Genomic DNA, 22,226 nt, shown 5'->3' on the forward strand with positions numbered 1-22,226 from the left:
TGATTTTTTGACCGTCGAACTGTGGATTTCCGTTGGTCCCAGCCTTTCTCCGACGTTCCGTTACCACCTCCCGCTGATCGAGTAGCCAGTCGATATCAATTCCATCAGCTGCCAAGGCATCCTCAGTCTCGGCTAAAAGCGCTTGCCACTTTTGCCGCTCATCTTCACTGCCATCATTCTGCTGCAGCCTGCCACGCAATCGCACGACGTAGAGGACTTCGTCGAATTGTTCGGGGTTGAGATCACGGTAGGGGTCTTCAAAGATCTGCGAGGATGGGTCCGGCAGGTCTGCCCAGTCCAACGCGGTATCGGGCGTCGCCATGGCAGACTGTCCACACCAAACCAACCCTGCCAATACTACGGTGCGAAACACATGGTGCATAGATGCTCTCCGGCTCTTTAGAGGTGTCAATCCAGTGTGTTTTTGTAGATGACGCCGTCCTTCATGATCAGGCGGATCGTCTCGGGGCTTTCGGGCCTCGGGTCGGCACCGAACCACTGATCGCCCGTACCAACGACCGAGAAATCTTCGAGCGGGTTACCGTCGATCAGCAGGATATCCGCATAGGCACCTTCTTCGATCACACCCAGTTTCCCGTCGGTATACGGGTTCATGAAGTCACCTGACAAAGCGACCACCTCGCCACCTGTCGATGTCAGCGTGACCATGGATGTGTAGGGCCCGAAAAACTCGTTGTTCAGGTGTTTTTCATAGGCAATCTGGATATTGCAGGCCTCGACGGAACCAACACAGTCGGTCTGGAACCCTCGCTTGACCGGACATTCCTTCATATTGTCGATGTAGCCTGCAAATGTGGCCGAAGCGGACTTGGCTTTGGCAAGGCTCGACGGGACGTTTGCTACCGCTGGAATATCGAGCAGTCCGGGATCGAAGGCCGTCAGGTTGGTGGTGATATACGCCCCTTTTTCGTTCATGACTTGGGCAATTTCACAGTCAAACGAGAAGCCGTGTTCGATGGACATGACACCTGCGTCAAGCGCACTGAGGATCGCTTCCTTACGATAGGAATGCGCCATGACATAGCTGCCATACTCATTTGCAACTTGTACGGCGGCTCGGATTTCCTCGGGCGACCCAGCCAGCAATTGCCACGGGTCGAAGGCCGAAACGACACCCCCGGATTGCATGAATTTCAACTGTGTAGCACCCATGCGGAAATTGTTGCGTGCAAACCTGTAAACGTCGTCCACTCCGCTAACTTCCTGCGCCATATTCAGGCGGCTCATGTTGGTTTCTGAGCCCGGTGGAGCGGTGAAATTCGCGAAGTCAGCATGACCGCCGCGCGTTCCAATAAATGCACCGGACGGAAAGTAACGCGGTCCGTCAATTTGGCCTGCGTCAATTGCGCGGCGCAGCCCGCCATTGGCACCACCTGCGTCCCTGACCGTGGTGAAGCCCTGCATCAAATACATCTCGGCCATCCGAGCACCGTGAATCGCGAAATCTTCCCAAGTCGTATTGGCCTCCATCGCAGGCAGAGTCGGCCCCATCAGCATCAGGTGCGCGTGCAATTCGATAAACCCGGGGGTCAGTGTCCGTCCCTCTCCGTCAATGACCGTGGCATTGGGGGCATCGATCGCATCAGTTGAGACGGCCTTGATAAGGTTGCCCTCAACCAGAACGCTCGCATTTTCGATACGCTATTCATTGACGCCGTCGAAGACATGCACGTTGGTGAAAAGAGTTTGGGGTTCTTCCTGATCCTGATCCTGAGCGTGCGCGGACGCAGAAAAAGAAAGACCGGCAGCGGCGATTACCGCCGAGCAAAGCGACATTCGTAGACCGGACATGGGTACTCCCTTCATATTCATGTTCTGCCAACTGTAGTCCGGAAAGTTTTGCCTTGGTTGCCACTTTTGAATTAGGATGTTCGAATGTGATTATAAAAATGGCCACTGAATAAAACTGCCAATGCTCACAAGGATGACGAGCTTGCCTTTCAACGCCACCTCCCGAGAGCATAGCGAGGGCTTTATTCGCCTCTCATTAGCTGCTCCGTTTCTGCAATATCTCACCGAACGTAAGATCAATCCGCAACCAGCTTTGGATCAGGTCGGGTTGAAGGCCGAACTGTTGTCTGACCCATCCGTGTTCGTTCACTCAGAGTTGGTCTACGGCTTGGTAAATGCCTTCTCAGAAGTGTCAGGGGATCGATACCTTGGACTGAATGTAGGCGAGACGTTTAACCTGCAAGAGTGGCCTCCGTTCGCTCAAGCCCTGCAAACTACAAAAACGCTGTTCGAGTTCTTTACCCGCTTTGTTGGGCTTGTCCCGCAGGAGTCCAATTCTGTGCGGCACAGCCTTATCATTAAAGCGGACAAAGCGACTTATCGTATCGATAGGCAACAGGAACCAACTGTTCCACCCGTTCAGGTGACCGGTTTTGGCGCCGCAATCTATGTACGTCTATTGCAGACCGTCGTCGGCGATTCCTGGGATTCTTCGCGCGTACGATGGGAAAGCAGATACATCAATGGTCTACCTATCGACTACAAGGGGATCGAGGTTGGCCTTGGACCCGATCCCGGAATGCAAATTAGTTTTCCTGTGGAATGGTTGTTTTTGCACCATGTCTCTGACGGCTCTGCCAAGCCGATCGCCTCACCGCAACAAGATGAAGAAGTAACCGTGGTGGCTGCATTGCGCTCTGTCTTGCGCGACAAACTGGATGAAGCCGATTTGGGGCCGGAGATGGTGGCCAGGTTACTGGGAATACGGCCGGAACGGTTCCTGAAAGCGCTTCAGCAACAAGGCACAACGCTACCCCGCGAAATCAAACGGCTGCGTGTCGATATCGCCAAGGAGCACCTAAAAGAAGACCGGATGACAATTGCGGAGATTGGTCTGATGCTTGGCTATTCCGACAAGTCCCACTTCACTCGCTTTTTCCGAGGTCAAACCGGAATGACACCGACCAAGTTCCGCCTTGGCTTGTAATTAAGTAGCAAATACCTGGAGTGGTTTGCCACTGCTTAACAAGTTTGGGCCGACAAGACAGTGTCAGACTTCAAACACCTTCAAATCGGCGAAAAGCCAAAGCGATCAACCCGGCTAGGACCATATAGACCAAGGCCAACAACAAAAGCGGCTCGTATACGATAAACGTGTCAGATCGAACCCGCGAAGAGACGGCGTAAATCTCGACCACCGTGATCGTTGCAACCAAGGGTGTCGCTTTGAGCTGCAGGATCGTTTCTCCGCCCAAAGTTGGCAGCACGTTGCGCACAGCCTGGGGCAGCCATATCCGGCGGAACATCGTAAAACGTGGCATTCCAAAAGACTTTGCAGCCTCAAGCTGCCCTTTCGCTACACTGGAAAACGCACCCCGCATCACCTCACCTTCATAACCAGCGAAGGACAAGGTCAACGCAAGCACCGCGTAAGGCCATGCTTGGCGCAGGTAGGGCCACAGCTCTGACGACCTTATCCAAGGAAACTGCGGAAACAGCGAACCCAGTCCGTAATACAACAGCCAAATCTGCAACAGCAGGGGCGTGCCTCGGATTATGGTGCAAAACACTCGGGCAGGTGTTGCCAGGTACCAAGGGCCGATCGCCTGCGCCAAGCCCAGCGGCACCGCCAATAAAAACCCCAGAACGGTTGTCACCACCAGCAGCCAGATCGTCGTCCAAAGGCCCTGCAACGCCAGCGGCGCGTATTGCGGGATCCAATCCCATCGCAACGAAAAGGCACACCAGATAATCAGGGCTGCAAACAACAGCATCATAACGATCCGGTGCGGCTGCATCAGCGCTTTCACGGTGATCACGAGGAACCCCCTTTCAACGAAGGCTGACCACGGCGCGCCCATTTCTCGATACGGGCAAAAACCGCACCCGAGAAAAGGGTGACCATGAGATACAGAAAGCCCGCCGCCAGAAAGAAGGTAAAGTAAGCACGGGTACTGCTTGCCGCCTGTCGTGTTTCAAGTGTCAATTCACTGAACCCGACAACGGCCAGCAAGGCCGTATCCTTGGTCGCGATAAGCCACAGATTGGCCAAGCCTGGCACCGCAAATCCCATCATTGCTGGGATCGTCACGCGACGCATGATCATAAATGCGGGCATTCCATAGGATTTTGCCGCTTCGATTTGCCCGACCGGAACCGCCTTGATAGCCCCACGAAGCACTTCGGTGGCATAGGCCCCCTGTACAACGCCCAAGACCCAGATGCCTGCGGCGACACCGCTGATTTCAACTCGACCTCCTCCCAACGCCTCAGAGATCTTGTTGATGATATCGCTGCCGACATAGTACAGGATCAAGATCAACACCAGTTCAGGCACCGCCCTGATCACCGTTGTATAAATGGCAAGAAGGTCACGTGTGACCTTCCCCCCATAGAGTTTCCCGTAGGCACCGAACAGCCCGATTATCAGCCCCATTCCAAAAGCGCCCACGGCGATCTGCAGGGAATTGGCAAGCCCGCGCAACAGGTTGCCGCCCCAGCTTGACAGCGACAGCAACTCGGCGCTGGCGCCGAGGCCCAGTGTCTCGAATAGTCCGGTCACAACAGCGCCTTAGTAGATGCTGGTGGTGAAATAGCCCTCGGTGATTTTCTCGTGCGTGCCGTCAGCCAGGATCGCCGCGATCCCTTTGTTCAGCGCTTCCAGAAGCTCGGTATCGCCCTTGCGTACGCCTGCACCCACACCACGGCCCAGAATCGCCGGATCATCCGCAACGGCTCCCTTGATCTCGCAGCAGCTGCCATTGTCCGAGTTCACGAAATCCGCCATCGCGATGCTGTCTGCCTGGGTCGCATCAATTCGGCCTGCGAACAGATCTTGATTGGCTTCGTCCTGAGTCTGGTAGACTTTCAACTCGGCGTCCTTGAAGTATTCCTGCGCATAGGCTTGGTGAATCGTCGAGGCCTGAATGCCAATGATCTTGCCAGCCAGCGATTCAGGCGTAGGCTCAATATCAATTGATTTGTCGGCCACAATCACCGCGGGCGTATTGTAGTACGCATCACTGAAGTCGATAGTTTTCAACCGCTCTTCGGTGATCGACATCGAGGCCATGATCGCGTCGATCTGCTGACCAGTCAAAGACGGAATGATGCCGTCCCAGGCAACAGGCGTAATCACGCAGTCAAGCTCGGCCGCAGTACAAACCGCTTCGATGACCTCAATTTCCCAGCCAACCCAGTTGCCCGCGCTGTCCGGCGAGGCGAATGGTGGATAGGGTTCAGCTGCAATACCAATCTTGACTTGCTCGGCTGCAGCACCGCCTGCCGCCAGCATGGCTGCGGCAGAGACTGCAGTCAGGAATGCTTTGATTTTCATAAGTTTCTCCGTGTTGATAGCGTTTATTTTTGTTTTATCCGACCGAGCTGAGGAATTGCTTCAGCCGCTCGGATTGCGGATTTCCAAAGAGCTCGGCAGGTGGGCCCTGCTCTTCGATACGACCTTGATATAGGTAGACGACGTGGTTCGCGACCTCGCGGGCGAACTTCATCTCATGCGTGACCAGTAGCATGGTGCGCCCCTCAGCGGCCAGGTCACGGATCACGGTCAGAACTTCTCCGACCAGTTCAGGGTCTAGCGCGGATGTGGGTTCGTCAAACAGCATGGCAGACGGATTAACGGCCAACGCCCGTGCAATCGCGGCCCGCTGCTGCTGACCACCCGAAAGGTAAGCGGGAAACGTGTCCTCCTTACCGCCCAGGCCAACCCTGACCAGCAATTCGCGCGCGCGCTCGATCGCTTCTGCCTTTGGGACCTTCAGGACATGCACCGGCACCTCGATCACGTTCTCTAACAAGGTGCGGTGCGTCCACAGATTGAATTGCTGGAACACCATCGCCAGTTTGGTGCGAATACGTTCGATTTGCTTCTGGCTGGCCGGGCTGCCATCTGCCCGCATCGCGACCTCTTCGCCGCCGATGACGATTTTGCCCGACGTTGGCGTCTCCAGAAAATTGATGCAGCGCAGCATGGTTGACTTACCAGAACCCGAACCACCGATGATCGCAACAACATCACCTTGATGCGCGATCAGATCCACGCCTTTCAGAACTTCTAAATCGCCAAAGGATTTATGCAAATCCTCTACCCGGATCGCCTCTCGGCGGGTGTCGGGTTGCTGTGCTGATGCGGCAGCGGCTGTGTCCATTTTTTGCGACCCCAATTTTCCGATTGCAGTAAGCCGCGAACATCGTAATTATGCAAGCGTATAATTAATGCAACCAGCGAAAACGAACCAGTTGTGAGTGAAGAACGCAAAAAATTCAGGCGCGAGTCGGCCGAATCCCGGCAGGAAGCTTTGATTCTAGCCACGCTGGAACTGGTTGCTGAACAGGGCGTGCGCGGCGCCACGGTGCGGGGAATCGCAGAACGCGCAAATGTCACGGGGGGGCTGATCCGCCACTACTTCAGCTCCAAAGAAGATCTGATCGTGGCCGCCTACGAGCACCACATGAACACGATGACCGACCAGACCTTTGCACTTGCGACGGGCACAGAGGTCGGCGCGCAAACCAGGCTCGCCGCTTTCGTGACGGCGTCTTTGACACCACCCGTTGTCGACCCCCGCGCCATCGCCCTGTGGGCCAGCTTTCTGAACAAGGTGCAGCACGACCCACAGATGAAAGCGACGCATGAACGGACATATGCCTATTTTCGGGACCAGCTTGAGGAACTGATTGCAGCCTCGCTGAACGAAGTTGACCGGCCCGCGCCCCCTGCCCGTTTGCGGCAATTGGCCATTGCGTGCAACGCGGTGATCGATGGTCTGTGGCTTGAAGGCGGGGCGCTGCCGGACGCATTTGAACAAGGTGAACTGGTTGAAATCGGGCTGCAGTCCGTTTCCGCCATTCTCGATTTGGATCTAACGCAGGAGAGCAAGCCCAAATGAGGCTGACAGCAATCACCGAACGGCTGGCCGGATTGGGCGGCGGCAAGTGGGAAGTCCACCTGAAGGCGCGCGCATTGGCCGAGGCAGGCGCAGACCTCGTGGAAATGACGATCGGCGAACCGGACGTGCCAACACCGCAAGAGTTGTGCGACGCGGCGGCCTTGGCATTGCATTCGGGCCGCACCGGATATTCAAACGGGCGCGGAGAGGCTGGGCTTTGTGCAGCTTTGGCCGAAACATACACCGAAAGCCGTGGGCGGCAGTTTCTGCCTGAAGACATTCTGTGTTTTCCCGGCACGCAGACAGCACTTTTTGCGGTGATGCAGGGCCTCGCAGAAGCCGGGTCCGAAGTTCTAGTCGGCGATCCCATGTATGCGACCTATGAGGGTGTCATCCGCGCCAGCGGGGCTGAACCGGTTCCGGTGCCGCTGCGCGCTGAAAACGGGTTTAGACTTCAGGCTGACGATCTCGCCGCGCGTATCACGCCGCGCAGCCGGGCGATACTGCTGACCACTCCTCACAACCCGACAGGCGCGATCCTGACTGCGGAAGATATCGGTAAAATCGGTAAAATTGCGCAACAACATGACCTGTGGATCATCTCGGACGAAGTGTACGAGCATCTGGTGTTCGATGATGCCGACTTTGTGTCGCCGCTTTCTGATCCGCAGCTGGCAGACCGGGTCATCGCGGTCTCGTCGATATCGAAATCCCACGCCGCCCCCGGTTTTCGCAGTGGCTGGTGTGTGGGCCCGGCCGAGTTTTGTGCAGCGCTTCTGCCGGTCTCCGAAACCATGCTGTTCGGCAATCAACCCTTCATCGCGGACATGACGGAAAAAGCAGTACGGGACGGATCGTCGGTCGCGGCGGGTATGGCGTCCCGCTTTGCAAGCCGCGCCCTGATCCTGGAACATCGGCTACACGCCGAAACCGGGCTTGTCGTACACCGCCCAGAGGCCGGCATGTTTGCGTTGGTCAATGTATCAGCCTGCGGCATGGACGGGGACACTTATGCTTGGGACCTGCTGGAGCATGGCGTTTCCGTCATGCCTGGCTCGGCCTTTGGCGAAAGCCTTACAGATTGGGTCCGGGTCGCCTTGACGATTGACGACGAGCGTTTCGCAAAAGCACTGGACCGCATCGTTGCCCATGCAAACCTCAGCGATCGGAACGTCGCATGACCAACCAAACAGTGGGCGAAGCATTGGTCGCAGGGCTGAAACAGCGCGGCGTGTCTTGTGTCTTTGGCATTCCCGGAGTGCATACGGTCGAGCTGTACCGCGGCCTTGCGGCCTCTGGAATCCGTCATGTCACCCCTCGGCATGAACAGGGTGCGGGCTTTATGGCTGACGGCTATGCGCGCGCGTCGGGTAAACCTGGCGTAGCTTTTGTTATCACCGGTCCCGGCCTGACAAACACCCTGACCCCGATGGCGCAGGCACGCGCGGACTCCGTGCCAATGCTGGTGGTCTCGGGCGTCAACGATACAGATACGCTCGGCCAAGGATATGGCCATTTGCATGAACTGCCCGATCAGCACGCCCTTGCCAAAACTGTGGCGCTGGTTTCTGAACATGTGAGCCTGCCCGGTGATCTGGACCCAGCTCTGGAGCGCGTTTTTGCGACCTGCTGCTCGGAACGTCCCGGCCCCACTCATATTGAGATCCCACTGGATGTGGCAGGACACGCAGCCGAACGCGCCCCTATCGCCAAGACCCTACCCAGCTGGGCCCCGGACGGCGACGTGATCCAACAGGCTGCCGCGCAGCTCTTGGCCGCAAAACGCATTGTCATCCTGGCCGGTGGCGGTGCGAAAACCAGCGCCGAAGGCCTGAAAGCCTTAGCCGAGCGCCTAGACTCTCCAGTCGTGCAAACCGTCAACGCGCGTGGGTTGATGCATGATCATCCATTGACCGTTCCCGCTAGCCCCAGTTTGAAATCTGTACGCGTACTGATCGAAGACGCCGATTGCGTTCTCGCTTTAGGGACCGAGCTGGGCCCAACAGATTATGACATGTACGCTACGGGAAAGATGCCCATGATGCCCGGTCTGATACGTGTTGATGTTTGCCCGGATCAATTGGCCCGTCATGACACGAAAATTGCCATACAGGCCCGGACTGATCAGGCAATATCCGCATTGCTTGCTGCCCTGCCCGACCGGCCCGACCAGCGGGATGGCGCGGGTCGCGCCGAAAAAACCCGCGCCGCAGCTTATGAAGAGATCGGCCCAGACTACCGCGCCCAGGTCGAGATCCTGGCAGCCATGCGCGCGACTGTCCCCAACGCGCTTATAGTGGGCGATTCCACGCAACCGATCTACGCAGGTAACCTCTATTATGACCACGACCGTCCGGGCGGATGGTTCAATGCCGCCACCGGTTATGGCGCGCTCGGGTATGGCATTCCGGCCGCTATCGGTGCAGGAATTGCCGATCCTCAGGCCCCTGTGATCTGCATCGCCGGCGATGGTGGCGCCCAATTCTCGCTGCCCGAGATTATGGCCGCGGTGGATCACAACCTGCACATTACCTTTGTCTTGTGGAATAACCACGGCTACGGCGAAATCGCGACGTCAATGCAGGATGTTGGGGTTGAGGTGATCGGATGCGACCCGACTCCACCTGATTTTGCCGCCACCGCAGCCTCGTTTGGCATACCACATGAACGGGTTTCTCAGAATCCCGCTGAGATAGCGGCCGCGTTGGCTTCGGCCCGCGCGCGAAACTGCCCTTCAATTCTGGAAATCGACATTACCGGGGATCGCCCGGATCAGGAGTAACTCATGCGGAATCCGACCTTTGAATTTGCACGTGCCATCACCCGCAAGCCCGCCACGACAATTGCAGAAGGGTTGCGCGCCGAGGATATCGGCAATCCAAACCTGGACGGGATGCTGGCCGCGCATTCGGCCTATGTCAGTGCGCTGCGCAGCACTGGGGCAGAGGTGATCGAGCTTGAACCGCTTGACGCTTATCCTGATGCACAATTTGTCGAGGATACCGCACTTTGCCTTCCACAAGGTGCAATTCTGATGCGTCCCGGCGCGCCCTCTCGCATGGGTGAAGTGGCGGAAATAGCATCGACGATCCGTGCCTGCTATCACGACGTCCGCGAGATCAAAGGCCCCGGCCATGTCGAAGGCGGCGACATTCTGGTGACCGGAAAAGAAATCTTGGTGGGCCGTTCGGATCGCACCGACGCGGCAGGCGTGGCCGAGCTGGCGGAAATTGCCAATGAGTGGGGCCATGCTTTGCGTGAGGTGTTTACGCCTGAAGGCGTGTTGCATTTCAAGACCGATTGTTCGCTGATGGATGCCGAGACCATCCTTGCAACCAAGCGCCTGGATGCGTCCGGGTGTTTTGAACGCTATAGGGTTTTGCATGTCGCCGACGGTGAAGAAGCGGCTGCCAATGCAATTCGTTTCAATAATCTGGTACTGATGGCAGCAGGTTTCCCGCGCACAGCCGACACTCTGGACAAGGCGGGATTTGAGGTCGTTCAGATCGACAATACCGATTGTGCTAAGCTGGATGGCGGAATGTCCTGCCTGTCCTTGAGGTTTTGAGGGTCTCAGGGACAGGCAGGACAACTGGACTTGAAGCATAGTTTATGTCTCAAGCCTTTTGACAATCTGTTTTGGATTAGGCGAGCAGTTGCCCAGATTGACCGACCATTAGCGTTCCACCATTGGCCACCTCGACATAGACACCCATGTCCATATGACCCATCACCTTTCGAATAAGATAGGGTACATTCAAGTCCCGCTCGGCCGTTATCGGGTTAACTTCAGTTGCTGCGCACCTTTTGGTTCGCGAGAGAATTTTCAGCTTAACATCACCAAATCTCAAAACTGAACCAACGGAATCCAGCTCGGCAAACGCAGGTAACCCGTCAATCTCGATATTCGATCGGAAGCGCGCTGGGTGGACATTCGCGTTCAGTTGCTTGCCCAGTTCTTCCACAGAAGCCAGATTCAAAACGGATATCGCGTTCATCATTTTCGGTGATACCACAGACACATCCGTAAACCGATGAGGCGAAGACGAGACGAACTTTGGCGGTTCGGGATCTTTTAAACCAATCTCCGACGAAAGAAAATTTGCCGCGCTCATCCGGTCTTCGGGCGTTCGCATATTAAAGCGTTGTATCTTGCTGTTAGCATTGATCTCAAGAGCTTGGGTCTCGGGATCAAAATTTGTTTGAATGCCGGCCAGAGCAGCCTCGTTTAACAAAACGACAAAACGATCTTTCGGCAGTGGCTTGGGGTTCTGCTCATCGAAACCCGAGTTGTATCTAGCAAATCCGAACAACCGATCACCAGGAATGCCCTCTCCTGCTCGCAGCGTCACAGTTTGCATAGGCTCCGAACTCAAGCCTTTTACTGGGTAGCGGCTCATTCGGACGATAGAGAGATTTTTCATACGTCTGCACCTTACCAATCGAGTGACCCAATACCCAGAGCAGGCTGCGCTGTTTGACGCTATCTACAATTCGCAAAGGTATCGACCAAATAATCTGTGAGCGCTTCAGACGCGGCTTAGCTAAACCTACTGGTTGCATGATGACTGCGATCACGAGCTTCGCCAATTTTAGTCGATATGGCTATTTAGAATATCTCTGCCAAAACTACTCATGCACAAAACTGATTTTATAATATAAATAATAATCAGACACTTATAGCAAACCTTTGCGATTTTCTCCTGTCTATTGAGGTACGAACCTCAAAAATTTCTGGACTTGAGGTGCGTACCTCAAATAGCCTTGGTCATATGCCGCGATTCGCACATCCTCGATTGACGGCGCAAAAAAGGGAGGAATGGATGACTTACACAAAACTGGCTTCGGCCAGCGCAATAGTCCTTGCCGCTACTACTCTTTCTACCAAGGCAAATGCTGAAGATCTGACACTATGTTGGGCTGCGTGGGATCCGGCCAACGCGCTTGTCGAGCTGTCAAAAGAATTTGAAGCAGAGTCTGGCCACACGATGAACTTCGAATTTGTTCCATGGCCAAATTTTGCGGACCGGATGCTAAATGAGCTGAACTCTGGGGGTAAACTCTGCGACCTGCTAATTGGTGACAGCCAATGGATCGGCGGTGGTGCCGAAAACGGTCATTATGTCCAACTCAACGAGTTCTTCGATGCTGAAGGCATCAGCATGGACGACTTCGCGCCAGCCACTGTCTACGCTTATTCGACCTGGCCCAAGGGTACACCAAACTACTATGCGCTGCCTGCGATGGGCGATGCGAATGGATGGTTCTACCGCAAGGACTGGTTTGAAAACCCCGATATCCAAGCCGCCTACAAAGAGGCGACCGGTCAGGATCTGCGCGAGCCTCAATCGCAGAAAGAGCTCTTGCAGATCGCTCAGTTCTTCCAAGGTCGTGAGATCGACGGCAAGACGGTTTACGGAGCCGCAATTTTTACCGAGCGCGGCTCGGAAGGAATAACAATGGGTGTGACCGGGGCACTGTATCCATGGGGCTTCAAGTATGAAAACACACCTGGCTCGTATGACATGGAAGGTGCCGTAAATTCACCAGAAGCAGTTGAAGCACTGGAATTCTACAAAGAGTTCTACGAAACGGCTACACCTCCGGGATACACCAACTCTTATATGGGTGAGAGCTTGGACGCCTTTAAATCCGGTCAGGTCGCCATGGCGATGAACTGGTTTGCCTTCTTCCCTGGTCTATATGCCGACCCCAATACCGGCGGTGACAAGATCGACTTCTTCGTGAACCCACCGCAAAATCAAGCGGGTTCAACACTGGGCGGACAAGGAATTTCTGTAGTCAGTTACTCCGACAAACAGGACGCCGCGCTCGAGTACATAAAGTGGTTCGCGCAGCCAGACGTTCAGGCCAAATGGTGGGAGCTGGGTGGTTACTCGGCACATAACTCAGTGCTGGAAGATCCCGGTTTCGTTGATAGCCAACCGTTCGCGGGTGACTTCCTTGAAGCAATGGGCGGTGTGCAGGATTTCTGGCAAGAGCCTGCTTATGCCGAGCTTCTGCTGGCAATGCAGAAACGCATCCACGACTACGTGGTTGCTGACCAAGGCACAGCTCAGGAAGCGTTGGATCTTCTGATCGAAGATTGGACGGAAGTCTTCGAAGACGAAGGCAAGCTGTAGCCCGGACACAGGCAGGAGCGGGTGCAATCCCGCTCCACCTTCACCCGTGAGTCCGAAACCAACAAGAACTGGCAAAGAGATGTCTGACAGGACCGTAGATCGCGTTGCGCAGGCAACGCCCGAGCGAGTTGCGCGAAAAATCCGGGGATTATCCGATCGCGCGATCGCCTGGATATTCATCTCCCCAACGATATTTCTATTGCTGGCGATCAATATCTTTCCGTTGATCTGGACCATCCAGTTGAGCTTTACCAACTACAAGGCCAATCGGATCGGGCGTGAAGTCAAAGATGTCGGCCTCAGGAATTACGAGCGTATCCTGACGGACTCTGACACTTGGTTGAACATGCAGGCGACCGCGCATTTCCTGTTCTGGACGATCTTTTTTCAAGTTCTGATCGGGTTCACGCTGGCATGGTTGATCAACAAAAAATTCAAAGGCAACGATCTTTGGACTACGATCATCGTGCTGCCGATGATGCTGTCTCCGGCGGTTGTCGGAAACTTCTGGAAGTTCCTGTATCAACCTCAGATCGGCTTGTTTAACTACATAGTGTCCTGGTTTACCGGCAAGGACCCATCGAGCTTTGAAATGCTGGGATCGGTCACGTTGGCCCCATGGGCGATTGTGATTGTCGACACCTGGATGTGGACCCCTTTCGTGATGCTGATCTGTCTGGCCGGTCTGCGCAGCATTCCAGATTACATCTACGAGGCGGCTGAGATCGACAGGGCCAGCAAGCTGCGGCAGTTCTTTACGATTACCATCCCGATGGTGCTACCGTTCCTTATGTTGGCGGTGCTGTTCCGGGGAATTGAGAACTTCAAGATGTTCGACCTGGTGGTTCAGCTAACTGGCGGTGGTCCGGGTTCTGTTACGGAACTCACCTCGATCAATCTAAAACGAGAGGCGTTTGAAAAGTGGCGTACAGGCTATGCCTCGGCCTATGCGATCATCCTTTTCGTCACCGTGTTCGGCCTTGCGTCGATCTACGTCAAAGCCCTGAACAAGGTGAAACAGAGATGAGTGGTTTTTCCGTCACTGAACCTTCGAACCGGTCCAAGTGGATCGCAGGCTTTCTGGTCATCACTTATGCGCTGATCACGATGATCCCGCTGGTCTGGATTTTGCTGACTGGCTTCAAATCCCCGGCCGATGCGATCAGCTATCCGCCCAAAGTGGTCTTTGACCCAACGCTTGAAGGGTATGTGAATCTCTTCACCACGCGCACGCGGCAAACGCAGGAGTTTCTGGAAGCCAACCCGCCGCAGAACTGGGCCGATGAGATCGTGCGCCAATACGACATGGTGATTGTCGGGCCATCAAAGTTCGGTGAGCGTTTTATGAATTCGGTTATCATCGGGTTCGGCTCGACCTTCCTGAGTATTTTCCTTGGCACGCTGGCCGCCTATGCGTTCAGTAGGTTCAAGGTCCCGCTCAAGGACGACCTTCTGTTCTTCATCCTCAGTACAAGGATGATGCCGCCGGTTGCTGTTGCTATCCCAATCTTCCTGATGTTCAGGAACCTTGGATTGAGCGATACGCACCTGGGAATGATCCTGCTTTATACAGGGGTTAACATCTCACTGGCGGTTTGGTTGCTGAAGGGTTTCATCGACGAAATCCCACGAGAGTACGAAGAAGCCGCCCTTATAGATGGCTACACGAGGTTTCAGGCATTCTACAAAGTGGTGCTGCCGCAAGCCGCCACAGGCATCGCATCAACTGCGATCTTCTGCCTGATCTTCGCGTGGAATGAATACGCATTTGCCGTGCTGCTGACCTCCGCGAACGCGCAAACAGCGCCGCCATTTATCCCGACCATTATCGGTATCGGTGGCCTGGACTGGCCGGCTGTGGCGGCAGGTGCCACGATCTTCCTTATCCCGGTCATGATTTTCACCATCCTAATGCGCAAACACTTGCTGCGTGGGATCACATTCGGAGCCGTGCGCAAATGAGCGAGTTTCTTACCGGATTACTACGACTCCGCCGCGGCCCATGGGAGATGGTCGCAACCATCCTAATTGCACTGGGTGTCTTCATGCTGATGCAGCCCTTTGTCCTTTGGGCCTTCACCTACTCTTTCATCGTCACGCTGATCGGAACCGTCATGTTCATCATCGTCAGCCATTTCCCGGAGTAGAAATGGCCCAGATCGTAGTCAAAAACGTAAAAAAGATGTTCGGCGACTTCACCGCTGTACGCGAAAGCTCGTTCACGATTGAGGACGGTGAGTTTTTCATGCTTCTTGGGCCATCCGGTTGCGGAAAGACGACGACGCTGCGGATGATCGCAGGGTTGGAACTTCCAACCTCGGGTGAAATCTACTTGGACGGTGAAGAGATCAGCCAGCGACCGCCATCAGAGCGAGACATCGCTTTCGTGTTCCAGATGTTCGCGCTGTATCCCCACATGAACGTGCGCAAGAATATCAGCTATCCACTGATATCGCAGGGTATGCCCCGCGCCGCTGTAAAGGCCAAAGTCGAGGAAGTCGCAGGAATTTTGGGGATCAAGGACATCCTCGATAGCCCAGTAGGTGGACTTTCAGGCGGCGACAGGCAGCGCGTGGCGCTGGGGCGCGCGATTGTTCGCGAACCCAAGGCGTTCATGATGGACGAACCACTTGGCGCTTTGGATGCCGAATTTCGCGAGCATATGGCAGAAGAACTGCGCGCTCTGCATGATCGCATGGGCGCAACCACTGTGTACGTTACACATGACCAGCTGGAAGCCATGCAAATGGGCGACAAGATCGTGGTGATGAACAACGCTGTGATCGAGCAATTCGGTACTCCTCAGGAAATCTACGACAAACCGGCGACAATGTTCGTTGCAGATTTTATTGGATCTCCTTCGATGAACTTCCTGCCGTTTCAGGGAAAGGTCGCGCCTGGCTCGGAAATGGTTCGACTGAATGGCCATGACGAAGCCGTGCCCAAACTGATGGAAGGGGCGGAAGGTGACCTGGTTTTCGGCGTTCGTCCCGAGCATGTTTTTCTGTCAGACGACAGCGCCTACCGGGCCAAAGTCCTGGCAGCGGAATATCTGGGAACCACCCAGATCGTGACACTGCAAAGCCCGAACGGAGAGCTGAAAGCCCGCATTGGTGCGCGTGAAGTGGTTAATCCCGGCGAAACGGTAGGACTGGAATTCCGCTCACCTGCAGTAACCCTGTTTGAAAAGTCTACCGGACGCGCGTTGAGGTCCGCTTTGAACGACGAGGTGCTAAGCAATGGCTGAAGTCGTTTTGCAAAATATCTCGAAGTCATTCGGTAGTCTAAAAGCGGTGGATGGTATATCGATGACGATCCTCAACGGTGCTTTTGTGGTGTTGTTGGGGCCGACGGGCGCAGGGAAAACAACGACGCTAAGATTGATATCCGGGCTTGAGAAACTGGATTCAGGAACGGTGCACATTGCCGGTCGTGACGTTGGAATAGATACTCCTGCCCAGCGTGATGTAGCGATGGTTTTCCAGCAATACTCGCTATACCCCCATATGACAGTACGAGAGAACCTGTCTTTTCCCCTGCGGTCACCGATCCTAAAAACACCCGAGGATGAGATCACCAGGAAGGTTGGCGAGGTAGCAGAAATTCTCCAAATTCCGCACAAGCTGGATAACAAAGCAACTGAGCTGTCCGGCGGCGAAATGCAGCGCGTTTCAATTGGACGGGCGCTTGTGCGGGACCCCCAGATATTCCTGATGGACGAACCCCTCAGCTCTTTGGACGCCAAACTTCGAGCGGACTTGCGTGTGGAACTGAAAAGAATTCAGGCAGACCTAGGATCAACCTTACTATACGTGACCCATGATCAGGTCGAAGCCATGACAATGGCGACGCATATCGGTGTTTTGGAAAACGGCAGGCTGGTTCAGTACGGTACCCCTCGCGACATCTATGAAAATCCCGGAAGTGTGTATGTTGCCAGCCGCTTGGGACTGCCACGGATCAACATCCTTCCGTCCGCGTTGTTCGGAGGCGATCACAAAGGTCCGCAGATTGGTCTTCGCCCGGAAAACATCATCGAAGGTGAAGGCACGGATGCACGTGTAGTGCGTGCCGAACACTTGGGAGATCAAACGCGGCTGCACCTAGACTTAAACGGCCACCCGGTTGTGACCCTGATTGATATCCATCAGGACTACCCCTCTGGGAAAGTAATAAAAATCCGACCACACAACCCATTGTATTTTGACGCGTCCGGCACGCGAGTGACTTAAGGAGCAAAAGCATGGCCCAGTTCCTCAACACGAAAGAAACTCTGGTGACAGAGGCCATAGATGGTCTTCTTGCGTCATCCGGAGGACAACTTACCCGGCTGGACGGTTACCCGCACATCAAAGTCGTCTACAGGTCCGATTGGGACAAGTCGAAAGTCGCTTTGGTTTCGGGCGGAGGGTCTGGGCACGAGCCAGCCCACGCGGGTTTTGTTGGCGCTGGTATGCTGACAGCAGCAGTATGTGGAGAAGTATTTGCATCCCCGTCAGTTGAGGCGGTTTTGGCTGGCATTCTCGCCGTTACGGGTGAGGCTGGGTGCTTGCTTATCGTGAAGAATTACACAGGTGATCGGTTGAACTTTGGTCTGGCGGCTGAGCGCGCCCGCGCATTGGGCCGCAAAGTAGAGATGGTTGTTGTCGATGATGACATCGCCCTGCCCGACCTTCCGCAACCGCGTGGCGTGGCAGGAACGCTGTTCGTGCACAAGATCGCTGGTGCGCTTGCTGAAGATGGTGCTGACTTGGACACCGTCACCAATGCCGCAAGAACCACTATAGCGAAGGTCGTCAGCATCGGTATGAGCCTGGACACCTGCACCGTCCCAGGTTCTCCGAAAGAGGACAGGATTGCGCCCGGCAAAGCGGAACTCGGCTTGGGCATCCATGGCGAGCCCGGTGTACAGCAGGTGGAATTCTCGAATGCTGTATCGGCCATGTCCACAGTGGTGGGTAAGCTGAAGCAACGGGTGGGTTCCGGGGATTGTGTGGCGTTGATCAATAACCTTGGCTCTACAACACCATTAGAAATGGCTGTCCTCACACATGCCCTGTCTGAGACTGATATTGCCAGCCATATAATTGGCCCAGCACCAATGATGACATCGTTGGATATGCACGGATTTTCTGTTTCTATTCTGCCCGTAGATCAACACGAATTGTCAAAACTAGAAGCTCAGGTTGATCTGGTTGCTTGGCCCGGTGTCAAATCCATCACCCCAATAAAAGTAGCGCCTTTGCCTGATGGTTTGACTCCGATCGATCCAATTCCTTCGAATAATTCTGCGACGAAGGAAACGATCTCGCGTTTGTCTGAACTTCTCATCAACGCTGAGAAGAACCTGAACGAGTTGGACGCCAAATCCGGGGATGGCGACACGGGGAGCACTTTGGCGACTGCAGCAAGGGCGTTGCAAGGTAGCCTTGACCGAATGCCGCTTGCTGACTTGACACAACTGTTTCCAGCGTTGGGCAATGAATTGAGCCAGACGATGGGTGGTTCTTCCGGCGTAATACTTGCAATCTTCTTTAACGCCGCTGGAGATGCCTGTGCGAGCGGCGCTTCGGTACCGAAGTCTTTGGTCGAAGGTCTGAACCGCGTTAGCCAAGTCGGCGGCGCCAAGGTCGGTGACAGGACCATGATTGACGCCTTGGCACCTGCGCTTGCCGCACTCCCATCTGGCCTTATTCACGCGGCAAAGGCAGCTCGCGAAGGTGCAGACAACACGGCCAAAATTCGCCGTGCGAAGGCGGGCCGGGCAGCCTATGTTCCCGAAGAAAACCTAGTTGGACATAACGATCCCGGCGCTGAGGCTGTTGCTTTGTTGTTTGAAGGCTTAGCGCGGGAGATTGAAGGCTGAAGAACACGTGGAAGACCAAAAACAAAAACTAGAATTGGTTAAAAAGCCAACTGTCAATGACATCGCGCGTGTTGCGGGTGTCAGTCTGGCGACTGTTGACCGGGTCTTGAACAGACGCCCCGGCGTGCGGGCCGTAACCGTACAGAAAGTACAAAAGGCAATTGATGAGCTGGGCTATGTGCGCGACACGGCTGCGGCCAACCTTGCGCGAAACCGAGTTTACAACTTCCTCTTTGTGTTACCGGACACGGATAACGAGTTTGTAGAGGCGATTAGCAGTCAGATCGCAGAGCAATCTCGTGACCAATTCATCGAGCGGACACGTACTTCGATAAAGAAGGTGGCTCCGTTTGAGCCGCAGGATATCGTCAACATTCTGGATACTGTCGAAAGCTTGGACGTTGATGGAGTTGCCGTTTTCGGTCCTGAAACACCTTCTGTCCGCGACGCCGTAAAGAGGGTCAGAGATAAGGGTGTTCCAGTCGTCGCCTTGGTGTCTGACTTGCCGAGTTCTGAGCGGGACCACTTTGTGGGGATCGATAACGTGTCTGCAGGACGCACAGCCGCCCAGTTGATGGGGCGATTTGTAGATCGCAAAGGCAAAGTACTGGTCCTGACAGGCTCTCGTTTGGCACGCGATCACCTAGAAAGGCGTCAGGGTTTTGATATTGTTGTGGCAGAGGATTTCCCTCATCTCGAAGTCGTGGCATCTGTCGAGGGCCGGGATGACCCAGATCTAATCTACACTTTGCTGCCCGAAATTTTTGAAACCTACCCGGATCTGGTCGGAATTTATTCGTCTGCTGCGGGCAATGCTGGTCTGATTCAATTTCTTTCCGAGAACAAGCTCAGCGAAGATCTGGTGATCATTGCTCATGAGCTCACACCGCTTAGTCGGGAAGCGCTTAGGCTGGGTACATTTGACGCTCTAATCTCGCAAGACACCGGCCACATCGTTCGTTCTGCCGTACGTCTGCTGCGCGCAACTTCGGACAAGGTTCCATTCAACAAAGCGCAGGAACGCATCCGTATCGACATCTATCTGAAGGAAAATTTACCGCCATAGAGGCATAGGTTTTGGGGAGGAATTATTATGAAGACGATCAAAGGTCCAGCTTTGTTTCTTGCGCAATTTGCGGGGGACGAAGCACCGTTCAATTCGTGGGACGCGATCACCAAATGGGCGGCGGATTGTGGATACAAAGGCGTTCAAGTGCCCAGTTGGGACGGCCGGCTATTCGACCTTGAACAGGCCGCGTCCAGCACCGGTTATTGCGATGACTTCAAAGGCAAAGCCCAAGAAAATGGCGTCGAAGTTACCGAACTTTCAACGCACCTTCAGGGCCAGCTAGTCGCCGTTCACCCAGCCTATGACAGTGCGTTTGATGGCTTTGCAGCCGAAAGCGTTCGGGGGAACCCGAAAGCCCGCCAAGAATGGGCCGTAGATCAGGTTAAAAAGGCACTGTCAGCATCAAAAAACTTGGGCATTTCAGCACATGCAACATTCTCAGGCGCATTGGCATGGCCCTATGTCTATCCTTGGCCTCAGCGACCTGCAGGCTTGATTGAAACGGCGTTTGATGAACTCGCTCGTCGTTGGGTACCGATCCTTGATCACGCCGAAGAATGCGGCGTTGATGTCTGCTACGAAATTCACCCTGGAGAGGATCTCCACGACGGCGTGACCTACGAAATGTTTCTTGAGAGGACGGGCAATCACCCTCGCGCGTGCATGTTATACGACCCGTCGCATTACGTTCTTCAGTGCCTCGACTACCTGGACAACATCGACATCTACAAGGACCGAATACGCATGTTCCATGTTAAGGATGCCGAGTTTAATCCAACCGGTCGTCAGGGCGTTTATTCCGGGTATCAAAGCTGGGTAGATCGGGCCGGACGGTTTCGGTCGCTTGGTGATGGTCAAGTGGATTTCGGTGCAGTCTTCTCAAAGATGGCCGCGAATGACTTTGATGGCTGGGCTGTGGTCGAATGGGAGTGCTGTCTCAAACACCCCGAGGATGGTGCGCGCGAAGGCGCTCGGTTTGTGTCGGATCACATTATCCGTGTGACCGAGAAAGCTTTTGATGACTTCGCGGATGGTGGTGCCGACGAAGCCGCAAATCGTGCAATGCTGGGGATTAAGTGATGGTCACAGGACGCAGTGAAGAAACGTCAGGACGCATTCGGCTTGGCATGGTTGGCGGCGGAAACGACGCCTTCATCGGCGGCGTTCATCGCATAGCCGCGCGACTGGACGACAAGTTCGAGCTGGTTGCTGGAGCTTTGTCTTCGACACCACAGAAATCTCTTGAAAGTGGTGAGGCATTGGGCCTCGAACGAGTTTATGAAGACTTCAAGCAGATGGCGATAAGGGAAGCCCGGCTGAAATCTGGGATCGAGGCGGTGTCAATCGTTACGCCAAATCACGTCCATTATGCAGCCGCACGTGAGTTCCTAAAACGCGGTATTCATGTCATTTGTGACAAGCCACTCACCTCGACCCTTACTGATGCAAAAAAACTGGTCAAAGCGGCAGAAAGCGCGAACGCCCTATTCATTTTGACCCACAATTATACGGGCTATCCGATGGTTCGGCAGGCGCACGAAATGGTTGCCAACGGTGATATTGGCAAGATCCGCGTGGTTCAGGTTGAATACCCACAGGACTGGCTGACCGAACAGCAGGACTTCAAACAGGCGGAATGGCGAACCGATCCCGAACGCTCGGGCGCGGGTGGATCAACCGGCGACATCGGAACCCATGCTTACAACCTTGCCTGCTTTGTGACCGGGCTGACAGCGGAAAGCTTGGCGGCGGATTTGCAGGCCTTTGTGCCGGGGCGCAAAGTCGATGACAACGCGCATGTCTTGCTTCGTTTCGAAGGCGGAGCGCGTGGGATGCTGTGGTCTTCTCAGGTGGCACCCGGCAATGAAAACGCACTTCGTTTGCGCGTCTATGGCGAAAAAGGGGGATTGGAGTGGTCTCAGGAAGATCCCAATTACCTTTGGTTCACGCCATACAATGAGCCCAAGCGCCTGATCACCCGAAATGGAGCTGGAGCTGGTGACGCTGCCAATCGGTTGAGCAGAGTTCCTCCGGGCCATCCAGAGGGATATCTAGAAGGTTTCGCCAACATCTATGGAGAAGCTGCTGAGGCGATCCTAGCTTTCCGAAACGGGATTTCACCTGACGCTTCGATTGTCTATCCAACGGTTCACGACGGGCTCAATGGTGTTAAGTTTGTAGCCGCTTGCGTGCAAAGCTCTTCAAGGAATGCGGCTTGGGTCAAGTTGGAATAAATCCCGGTGCAACGTTCAGATCACACACCACTGCGA

At 54.8% G+C, this 22,226-nt stretch carries 23 protein-coding genes; 15 read left to right on the forward strand and 8 right to left on the reverse strand.

Annotation, left to right across the window (positions count from 1 at the left end):
* From AC2TAD_RS18950 to AC2TAD_RS18960, 3 genes are all read right to left on the reverse strand, one after another.
* Window positions 1–382 (reverse strand): CheW domain-containing protein (locus tag AC2TAD_RS18950; protein ID WP_480869584.1); only part of this gene is annotated, 382 nt, incomplete at its 3' end.
* Window positions 383–408: 26 nt separating this feature from the next.
* The gene (locus tag AC2TAD_RS18955; RefSeq protein WP_480869764.1) at window positions 409–1,659 is read right to left on the reverse strand and encodes a metal-dependent hydrolase family protein; all 1,251 of its coding nucleotides are present in this window, start codon (window positions 1,657–1,659) and stop codon (window positions 409–411) included.
* Between the two features lie 3 nt (window positions 1,660–1,662).
* Window positions 1,663–1,812: a hypothetical protein gene (locus AC2TAD_RS18960; protein ID WP_480869586.1), complete on the reverse strand. Its 150-nt coding sequence runs from the start codon at window positions 1,810–1,812 to the stop codon at window positions 1,663–1,665.
* Window positions 1,813–1,954: 142 nt separating this feature from the next.
* On the opposite strand from AC2TAD_RS18960, the gene AC2TAD_RS18965 reads away from it, so the two are divergent.
* A complete protein-coding gene (locus tag AC2TAD_RS18965) occupies window positions 1,955–2,959 on the forward strand; it encodes an AraC family transcriptional regulator (protein WP_480869589.1) in 1,005 nt (334 codons plus the stop codon).
* Window positions 2,960–3,029: 70 nt separating this feature from the next.
* On the opposite strand, the gene AC2TAD_RS18970 is transcribed toward AC2TAD_RS18965, so the two are convergent.
* The 4 genes from AC2TAD_RS18970 to AC2TAD_RS18985 are packed head-to-tail and all read right to left on the reverse strand — an operon-like array spanning window position 3,030 to window position 6,137.
* The gene (locus AC2TAD_RS18970; RefSeq protein ID WP_480869593.1) at window positions 3,030–3,833 is read right to left on the reverse strand and encodes an ABC transporter permease; all 804 of its coding nucleotides are present in this window, start codon (window positions 3,831–3,833) and stop codon (window positions 3,030–3,032) included.
* Entirely contained in the window at window positions 3,788–4,534 is a 747-nt protein-coding gene (locus tag AC2TAD_RS18975) for an ABC transporter permease (RefSeq protein WP_480869595.1), read from the reverse strand. Before AC2TAD_RS18975 ends, AC2TAD_RS18970 begins: the two co-directional genes overlap by 46 nt.
* A gap of 9 nt (window positions 4,535–4,543) precedes the next feature.
* The gene (locus AC2TAD_RS18980) at window positions 4,544–5,308 is read right to left on the reverse strand and encodes a transporter substrate-binding domain-containing protein (protein WP_480869598.1); all 765 of its coding nucleotides are present in this window, start codon (window positions 5,306–5,308) and stop codon (window positions 4,544–4,546) included.
* A 34-nt stretch (window positions 5,309–5,342) separates the two neighbouring features.
* Complete coding sequence (locus AC2TAD_RS18985) at window positions 5,343–6,137, reverse strand: ABC transporter ATP-binding protein (RefSeq protein ID WP_480869600.1); 795 nt, start codon at window positions 6,135–6,137, stop codon at window positions 5,343–5,345.
* 93 nt (window positions 6,138–6,230) lie between these two features.
* Between AC2TAD_RS18985 and AC2TAD_RS18990 the strand changes: the two genes are divergently transcribed.
* The 4 genes from AC2TAD_RS18990 to AC2TAD_RS19005 are packed head-to-tail and all read left to right on the forward strand — an operon-like array spanning window position 6,231 to window position 10,446.
* Window positions 6,231–6,878 (forward strand): TetR/AcrR family transcriptional regulator, encoded by a 648-nt coding sequence (locus AC2TAD_RS18990; RefSeq protein WP_170755717.1) that lies wholly within the window; start codon window positions 6,231–6,233, stop codon window positions 6,876–6,878.
* The gene (locus tag AC2TAD_RS18995) at window positions 6,875–8,059 is read left to right on the forward strand and encodes a pyridoxal phosphate-dependent aminotransferase (RefSeq protein WP_480869603.1); all 1,185 of its coding nucleotides are present in this window, start codon (window positions 6,875–6,877) and stop codon (window positions 8,057–8,059) included. Before AC2TAD_RS18990 ends, AC2TAD_RS18995 begins: the two co-directional genes overlap by 4 nt.
* The gene (locus AC2TAD_RS19000; RefSeq protein ID WP_480869605.1) at window positions 8,056–9,660 is read left to right on the forward strand and encodes a 5-guanidino-2-oxopentanoate decarboxylase; all 1,605 of its coding nucleotides are present in this window, start codon (window positions 8,056–8,058) and stop codon (window positions 9,658–9,660) included. Before AC2TAD_RS18995 ends, AC2TAD_RS19000 begins: the two co-directional genes overlap by 4 nt.
* A gap of 3 nt (window positions 9,661–9,663) precedes the next feature.
* Window positions 9,664–10,446, forward strand: a complete 783-nt coding sequence (locus tag AC2TAD_RS19005) for an arginine deiminase family protein (RefSeq protein ID WP_480869608.1) — start codon at window positions 9,664–9,666, stop codon at window positions 10,444–10,446.
* Window positions 10,447–10,522: 76 nt separating this feature from the next.
* Here AC2TAD_RS19005 and AC2TAD_RS19010 read toward each other — a convergent pair whose 3' ends face one another.
* Window positions 10,523–11,302: an MOSC domain-containing protein gene (locus AC2TAD_RS19010; RefSeq protein WP_480869610.1), complete on the reverse strand. Its 780-nt coding sequence runs from the start codon at window positions 11,300–11,302 to the stop codon at window positions 10,523–10,525.
* A 399-nt stretch (window positions 11,303–11,701) separates the two neighbouring features.
* Here AC2TAD_RS19010 and AC2TAD_RS19015 point away from each other — a divergent pair, with 399 nt between their 5' ends.
* From AC2TAD_RS19015 to AC2TAD_RS19060, 10 genes are all read left to right on the forward strand, one after another.
* A complete protein-coding gene (locus AC2TAD_RS19015; RefSeq protein WP_170724798.1) occupies window positions 11,702–13,021 on the forward strand; it encodes an ABC transporter substrate-binding protein in 1,320 nt (439 codons plus the stop codon).
* A 79-nt stretch (window positions 13,022–13,100) separates the two neighbouring features.
* A complete protein-coding gene (locus AC2TAD_RS19020; RefSeq protein ID WP_170332156.1) occupies window positions 13,101–14,048 on the forward strand; it encodes a carbohydrate ABC transporter permease in 948 nt (315 codons plus the stop codon).
* A complete protein-coding gene (locus AC2TAD_RS19025) occupies window positions 14,045–14,983 on the forward strand; it encodes a carbohydrate ABC transporter permease (protein ID WP_170755712.1) in 939 nt (312 codons plus the stop codon). The genes AC2TAD_RS19020 and AC2TAD_RS19025 overlap by 4 nt, the downstream gene beginning before the upstream one ends.
* Window positions 14,980–15,168, forward strand: a complete 189-nt coding sequence (locus tag AC2TAD_RS19030) for a hypothetical protein (protein WP_155150119.1) — start codon at window positions 14,980–14,982, stop codon at window positions 15,166–15,168. The genes AC2TAD_RS19025 and AC2TAD_RS19030 overlap by 4 nt, the downstream gene beginning before the upstream one ends.
* Before the next feature lie 2 nt (window positions 15,169–15,170).
* Entirely contained in the window at window positions 15,171–16,268 is a 1,098-nt protein-coding gene (locus AC2TAD_RS19035; protein WP_480869614.1) for an ABC transporter ATP-binding protein, read from the forward strand.
* Window positions 16,261–17,253: an ABC transporter ATP-binding protein gene (locus AC2TAD_RS19040; protein WP_480869617.1), complete on the forward strand. Its 993-nt coding sequence runs from the start codon at window positions 16,261–16,263 to the stop codon at window positions 17,251–17,253. Before AC2TAD_RS19035 ends, AC2TAD_RS19040 begins: the two co-directional genes overlap by 8 nt.
* 11 nt (window positions 17,254–17,264) lie before the next feature.
* Complete coding sequence (locus AC2TAD_RS19045) at window positions 17,265–18,887, forward strand: dihydroxyacetone kinase subunit DhaK (RefSeq protein WP_480869620.1); 1,623 nt, start codon at window positions 17,265–17,267, stop codon at window positions 18,885–18,887.
* 7 nt (window positions 18,888–18,894) lie between these two features.
* Window positions 18,895–19,953 (forward strand): LacI family DNA-binding transcriptional regulator, encoded by a 1,059-nt coding sequence (locus AC2TAD_RS19050; RefSeq protein WP_170755710.1) that lies wholly within the window; start codon window positions 18,895–18,897, stop codon window positions 19,951–19,953.
* 27 nt (window positions 19,954–19,980) lie between these two features.
* On the forward strand, window positions 19,981–21,036 hold the full coding sequence (locus AC2TAD_RS19055) for a sugar phosphate isomerase/epimerase family protein (protein ID WP_480869623.1): 1,056 nt from the start codon (window positions 19,981–19,983) through the stop codon (window positions 21,034–21,036).
* The gene (locus tag AC2TAD_RS19060) at window positions 21,036–22,190 is read left to right on the forward strand and encodes a Gfo/Idh/MocA family protein (protein ID WP_480869625.1); all 1,155 of its coding nucleotides are present in this window, start codon (window positions 21,036–21,038) and stop codon (window positions 22,188–22,190) included. Before AC2TAD_RS19055 ends, AC2TAD_RS19060 begins: the two co-directional genes overlap by 1 nt.
* The last annotated feature ends 36 nt before the right edge of the window (window positions 22,191–22,226 follow it).

It is taken from the genome of Ruegeria sp. HKCCD7628, assembly GCF_057221005.1.